Consider the following 5,991-nt stretch of genomic DNA (forward strand, 5'->3'; position numbering starts at 1 on the left):
CTCTCGCGCGGAGTGGCTTCCCCCAGCCCGCGGCCCGTGGCGCGAGCGCCCCCCCGCCGCCCCGGCGGGGAGATTCCGCGCCGAACACACGGTGGACGGTGGGTCAGCAGTTCGCGAGGTGGCCCTGCAGCGCCGACTTCTCGGCGGAGTCGACCGAGAGGTCGTAGTAGTACTTCACCTGGACCCAGGCACGGACGTACGTGCAGCGGTAGGCGGTGCGCGACGGCATCCAGGTGGCCGGGTCCTGGTCGCCCTTCGCCTGGTTCACGTTGTCCGTGACGGCGAGCAGCTGGGGCCGGGTGACGTCGTTGGCGAAGGCCTGGCGCTGGGCGGTGGTCCACGCGCCGGCGCCGGAGTCCCAGGCCTCGGCGAGCGGGACCAGGTGGTCGATGTCGAGATCGGAGGCGGAGGTCCAGGTGGCACCGTCGTAGGGGGAGTACCAGCTGCCGCTGGTGGCGGTGCAGGCGGAGTTGGTGACCACGTTCGTACCGTCCCGCTTGAGGACGTACTCACGGGTGTTGCAGGTGCCGCTGATGGTGATCCAGGTCGGGAACAGGTCGCGGTTGTAGCCGGTGCGGTTCTCGGTGGCCACGGTGAGCTGGGAGAGGTAGCTGCGGGCGGTGGCGGCGCTGACCGGTGTGGGGAGGGCGGCGGAGGCGCTCGGGGAGTTGAACAGTGCGGCGGAGGCTATGAGACCGGTGAGCGCCGCGAGTATGCTGGCCCGTCGACGCGCGTAGAACTTCGGCATGCGAACTCCCTTGCGGGGTGGGGGTGTTGGAGCACGAGCGAGGGAATGCTCCCGGCTCCGCGTTGCCGGTTGGTGTGTGTGCGGTAAGAAGTTAGTGACGTGTTCATGACACGACAAGGTTTACGGTCGAACTTTCGGTCGTTTACCATGGGTGGCGCAGAAGGGGAGTAGCTCCTCGCCGGACCGTCGACATACTGCTCAGCCAGCCTGAGCCGGCGCCCGGAGCCGGACCTCGGTCACGAGGCCGGCCAGCGAGACCTTCGGCAAGCAGTGCACGCCCGTGCCCCACGGCACGGGTGCCGTGTGTGCTGCCATGCCGAGGTGTCTCCGTGTGACGTACAGCACTCTCGGTGGGGCGGCCCCCGACCGATTGAGGGATCTTGATCAGCATCACCGTGACGGCGCTCGTCTTCGGCGTCGTCTTCCTCGCCGAACTGCCGGACAAGACCGCGCTCGCCGGCCTCGTCCTGGGCACCCGCTACCGCGCCTCGTACGTCTTCGCGGGCGTCGCCGCCGCCTTCCTGCTGCACGTGGTGCTCGCGGTCGCGGCCGGCAGCGCGCTGACGCTGCTGCCCCAGCAGATCGTGCACGCGCTGACGGGCGTCCTCTTCCTCGGTGGCGCGGCGATGCTGCTGCTGAAGAAGGACGACGGCGAGGAGGAGATCAGGAAGCCCGCCGACCAGTCCTTCTGGAGGGTCGCCGGTACGGGCTTCATGCTCATCCTCGTCGCCGAGTTCGGTGACCTCACGCAGATCATGACCGCGAACCTCGCCGCCCGTTACGACGCCCCGGTCTCCGTCGGCCTCGGCGCGGTGCTGGGGCTGTGGGCGGTGGCCGGTCTCGGCATCGTCGGCGGAAAGGCGCTGATGAGAAAGGTGCCGCTGCGGCTCATCACCCGGATCGCGGCGCTGCTGATGCTGGCGCTCGGCGTAGGGAGCCTGTGGGAGGCCGCGGCGGGCTGAGCCGGACCGGGCTGAACGTCCGGTGAACGCTTTCCGGGGGCGGTGGCGGAAACCCGCCCTGGTTTTGTACCGTAGAGAAACAAAGTGGCCCCCGCCCGTTTTCCCTGACCGGCGGGCGGGGCCGCCTTGTCCCTCCGTCCAGCTTTGGAGCTGCGGATGACGGCCACCGCCCGGACCCCTGCCACGCCCACCGTCCTCACCGCCCGTGCCCTCCTTCTCGACATGGACGGCACCCTCGTCGACTCGGACGCCGTGGTCGAGCGCATCTGGCGGCGCTGGGCGGGGCGGCACGGGCTGGACCCGGACGAGGTGATGAAGGTCGTGCACGGCCGCCAGGGGCACGCCTCCATGGCGGTCCTGCTGCCGGACCGGCCCGTCGAGCAGAACCTCGCCGACAACGCGCGCATGCTCGCGGAGGAGACCGCGGACATGGAGGGCGTCGTCGCGGTCCCCGGCGCGCCGGAGTTCCTGGCCTCCCTGCGCGGCCTTCCGCACGCCCTGGTGACCTCCGCCGACGTGGCGCTGTCGACGGCCCGGATGGCCGCGGCGGGCCTGGACCTCCCGGACGTGCGCGTCACCGCCGAGTCGGTCGGCGCGAGCAAGCCCGACCCCGAGGGCTTCCTGAAGGGGGCCGCGGAACTGGGCGTCGACCCCGCCGACTGCGTCGTCTTCGAGGACTCCGGCGCGGGGATCGCGGCGGGCCGCGCGGCCGGAATGCGCGTCGTGGGCGTCGGCCCCCGGGCCGGCTTCCACGGACCGGACGTGACCGTGCAGGACCTGACCCGGGTGAAGGCCGAGCCCGCGGCCGACGGGACGATCCGGCTGTACGTCGGCTGAGTCCGCACGGGCAGGGGCGCCCGCCCCGGAACGCGACCGGCCGCCCTGGCCGTCAGCCCCGCGTCACGGTTGCGACGTCTCCGATTCCAGGCGTGCCCGCGTCGCCGCCCCGTACACCCCCGGCTCGTCGGAGCGGATGCCCCGGGCCAGTTGGTAGGTGCTCACGGCGTCCTCGACCTGGCGGTTGTAGATGCCGCTCGCCTCGCCGACGTAGAGGTTCAACTGGGTCAGACGGAGCTGCAGTTCGGTGACCTCCGGGCCGTGGTCGCCGCGCCGCAGCACCGGTGGCGACGTCGGCCGCGGGAGGTCCTCCGCCCCGGTGGCCGTGGCCGTCTGGGTCGGCGTGGCCGAGCGGGACGGGCGCGGGGACGGGGTCGTGCCGGACCGCGAGGACGAGGCGGTGGGCGAGGGGCTCGCGCTGGTGGGCCTCGGGGCCGAAAGCGACGGCGAGGACGGCGACGAGGTCGGGTGTCCCGGCGCGGCGGCCGTGGACGCCGGCTCCGAAGACGTGCCGGCCGTCTCCTCGGGCACGCTCTCCCGTACCTCCCGCGCCGCCGCCCTGTCCCGGGCCGGTGCCTCGTACGAGAACAGCCCGCTCGCGAAACCCGCCGCCGCGACAACGGCGAGGGCCGCTCCGGAGACACTGAGCAGGAGGGCGCGGCGGGACCTGCGCGGCGCCCGGTCCTCCTCGGCCGCCTCGGCCCGCCCCGGTTCGAACATCCGCAGGTCCGTGGTGCTGGGCCCGCTCACCGGGCGCAGCGGCATCGTGACCTCGGCGGCCGGTATCGGCTGGGTGACGCCCTCGTCCGGGGCCGGGTCCGGGTCCGGTCCCTGCCCCGCCGCCTTCCCCGTCGCCCCCGCCAGCTCGACGTACGGCCGTATGCGCAGCGGATCGAAGTCCTCCGCGGCGGCCGCCTGCGCGGTCCGCGCGTCGCGCAGGGCGTCGGACGCCCGCTGTGTGCAGTCGCACGACGGGGTGTTGTCCGTCCCTCTCGGTGTCCCACATCCCGGGCACTGGTGGTTCTTCGGTTCAGTCACGCGTTCGTCCCCTCCCCTCACGAACTCCCGACACTATGCAGAGCTCCCTCACATTCGCGTGCGGCTCAACGGGCCATATCGGGTGACACCGATCACGATGGAGGGAGCCACGAGAGCCCCGGGAGGTCTCATGACCCTCGACACGCACGTCACGGCGCGGGATCCGAAGGACGAGGACCAGGTCCCCGGCAGTGTCCTCGTCTCGATCGGCGCCCTGCTCCTCGGTCTCCTGCTGGCCGCCCTCGACCAGACCATCGTGTCGACCGCCCTGCCGACCATCGTCAGCGACCTCGGCGGCCTGGAGCACCTGTCCTGGGTGGTCACCGCGTATCTGCTGGCCTCGACCGCCGCGACCCCGCTGTGGGGCAAGCTCGGCGACCAGTACGGACGCAAGAGGCTGTTCCAGATCGCGATAGTGATCTTCCTGATCGGCTCCGCGCTGTGCGGCATGGCCCAGAACATGGGCGAGCTGATCGGGTTCCGGGCGTTGCAGGGGCTCGGCGGCGGCGGGCTGATCGTGCTGTCGATGGCGATCGTCGGCGACCTCGTGCCGCCGCGGGAGCGCGGCCGATACCAGGGGCTCTTCGGCGCCGTCTTCGGGGCGTCCAGTGTGCTCGGTCCGCTGCTCGGCGGGCTGTTCACCGAGCATCTGAGCTGGCGCTGGGTCTTCTACGTCAACGTGCCCGTCGGCATCGTCGCCCTCGCCGTCATCGCCACCAGCCTGCACATCCCGCGCAAGGCCGCCCAGCACGTCATCGACTACCTCGGCACCTTCCTGATCGCCGCGGTCGCCACCTGCCTCGTCCTGGTCGCCTCGCTCGGCGGCACCACCTGGGCCTGGGGCTCGGCGCAGACCATCGGGCTCGTCGTCCTCGGTGTCGTGCTCGCCGTCGTGTTCGTCGGCACGGAGCGCCGCGCCGCCGAGCCCGTGCTGCCCCTCAAGCTGTTCCGCATCCGCACCTTCTCACTGGCCGCGGTGATCAGCTTCATCGTGGGCTTCGCCATGTTCGGCGCGATGACCTATCTGCCGACCTTCCTCCAGGTCGTGCACGGCGTCTCGCCGACCATGTCCGGCGTGTACATGCTGCCCATGGTCGTGGGCCTGCTGCTGTCCTCGACCGTCTCCGGGCAGATCGTCAGCCGCACCGGCCGCTGGAAGGTGTTCCCCATCCTCGGCACCGGCGTCACCACGCTCGGCCTGCTCCTGCTCCACCGGCTCGACGAGTACAGCTCCACCGCCGAGATGAGCACCTACTTCTTCGTCTTCGGGCTCGGTCTCGGGCTGGTCATGCAGGTCCTCGTCCTCATCGTCCAGAACGCCGTCTCGTACGAGGATCTCGGCGTCGCCACCTCGGGCGCGACCTTCTTCCGCTCGATCGGTGCCTCGTTCGGCGTCGCCATCTTCGGCACGGTCTTCACCGGCCGCCTCGGCGAGCTGCTGGCCGCCGCCTTCCGGGGCGTACGGCTGCCGGCCGGGCTGTCGGCCGACGCGCTCAAGGCCGACCCGCGCGGCATCGGCGCCCTGCCGCCCTCGCTGCGGCCGGCCGCCCTGCACGCGTTCGCGGTCTCCATCACCGATGTCTTCCTGTACGCCGCCCCGGTCGCCCTCCTCGGCTTCGTCCTGGCGTGGTTCCTGAAGGAGGACAGGCTGCGCGGCTCGGTCACCGCGCCCGACGGGACGGAGACGCTGGCCTCCAACCCGGTCCAGCGGTCCTCCTACGACGAGGTGTGCCGGGCGCTGTCCCTGCTCGGCACCCGCGAGGGGCGGCGGGAGGCGTACCGGAAGGTCACCGAGCGGGCCGGGTACGACCTGCTTCCCGCGGCGAGCTGGCTGCTGCTGCGGATGCGGAAGTACGGCTCGGTGGAACCGGGCGTGCTGGCCGAACGCACCGACGTCCCGCTGACCGTGATCCTCGACGCCGAACGCCAGATCGAGGAGCACGGGCTCGCCGTGCGCGAGGGTCTCGACCTGAGCCTGTCCGATCAGGGACGGGAGGTCGCCGAACGGCTGGCACGGGCCCGTGAGGAGTCGCTGGCCGAACTGCTCGGCGACTGGTGGGGCCCCGACCGGCCTACCGACCTGGACCGCCTGGTGAAGGAACTGACCGACGAGATGTGCGGCTCGGAACGGGAGCAGCCGCACGCGGGATCGGCGGGCCGGACCCCCTGAGCCCGAACTCAGCCGAGCCGCTTGCTGAACCAGTGCTCCGCGTACTTGTCGTCGTTGTGCGGCTCCGTCTCCCGGTAGCCGAGCCGGGCGTACAGCGCGCGGGCCTCCACCAGGTCGCTGCGGGTGTCGAGGACGATCCGGGTGGCGCCGAGATCCCGGGCGGCGTCCTCGGCGGCGCCCACGAGCAGGGCCGCGGCTCCCTTGCCGCGCAACGCCTCGTACACGACGACCCGGGT

General features: G+C 71.8%; 6 protein-coding genes. 3 read left to right on the forward strand and 3 right to left on the reverse strand.

Annotated elements, in window-relative coordinates; all coding sequences use genetic code 11:
- Positions 1 to 103: 103 nt before the first annotated feature.
- Positions 104 to 748, reverse strand: a complete 645-nt coding sequence (locus ACFW2E_RS39575; protein ID WP_384474740.1) for an HNH endonuclease family protein — start codon at positions 746 to 748, stop codon at positions 104 to 106.
- A 380-nt stretch (positions 749 to 1,128) separates the two neighbouring features.
- On the opposite strand from ACFW2E_RS39575, the gene ACFW2E_RS39580 reads away from it, so the two are divergent.
- Together ACFW2E_RS39580 and ACFW2E_RS39585 are read left to right on the forward strand one after the other, a co-directional pair.
- On the forward strand, positions 1,129 to 1,710 hold the full coding sequence (locus ACFW2E_RS39580) for a TMEM165/GDT1 family protein (RefSeq protein WP_384474743.1): 582 nt from the start codon (positions 1,129 to 1,131) through the stop codon (positions 1,708 to 1,710).
- A 156-nt stretch (positions 1,711 to 1,866) separates the two neighbouring features.
- The gene (locus tag ACFW2E_RS39585) at positions 1,867 to 2,547 is read left to right on the forward strand and encodes an HAD-IA family hydrolase (RefSeq protein WP_384474746.1); all 681 of its coding nucleotides are present in this window, start codon (positions 1,867 to 1,869) and stop codon (positions 2,545 to 2,547) included.
- A 63-nt stretch (positions 2,548 to 2,610) separates the two neighbouring features.
- Here ACFW2E_RS39585 and ACFW2E_RS39590 read toward each other — a convergent pair whose 3' ends face one another.
- Positions 2,611 to 3,585, reverse strand: a complete 975-nt coding sequence (locus ACFW2E_RS39590) for a peptidoglycan-binding protein (RefSeq protein WP_384474749.1) — start codon at positions 3,583 to 3,585, stop codon at positions 2,611 to 2,613.
- 130 nt (positions 3,586 to 3,715) lie between these two features.
- Between ACFW2E_RS39590 and ACFW2E_RS39595 the strand changes: the two genes are divergently transcribed.
- The gene (locus ACFW2E_RS39595; protein WP_384474756.1) at positions 3,716 to 5,755 is read left to right on the forward strand and encodes a DHA2 family efflux MFS transporter permease subunit; all 2,040 of its coding nucleotides are present in this window, start codon (positions 3,716 to 3,718) and stop codon (positions 5,753 to 5,755) included.
- Positions 5,756 to 5,763: 8 nt separating this feature from the next.
- Here ACFW2E_RS39595 and ACFW2E_RS39600 read toward each other — a convergent pair.
- Positions 5,764 to 5,991: GNAT family N-acetyltransferase (locus ACFW2E_RS39600; protein WP_384474759.1), on the reverse strand; the 228-nt coding region annotated here is incomplete at its 5' end.

Origin of the sequence: Streptomyces sp. NPDC058964 (assembly GCF_042741275.1) — a bacterium.
Taxonomy (GTDB): domain Bacteria; phylum Actinomycetota; class Actinomycetes; order Streptomycetales; family Streptomycetaceae; genus Streptomyces.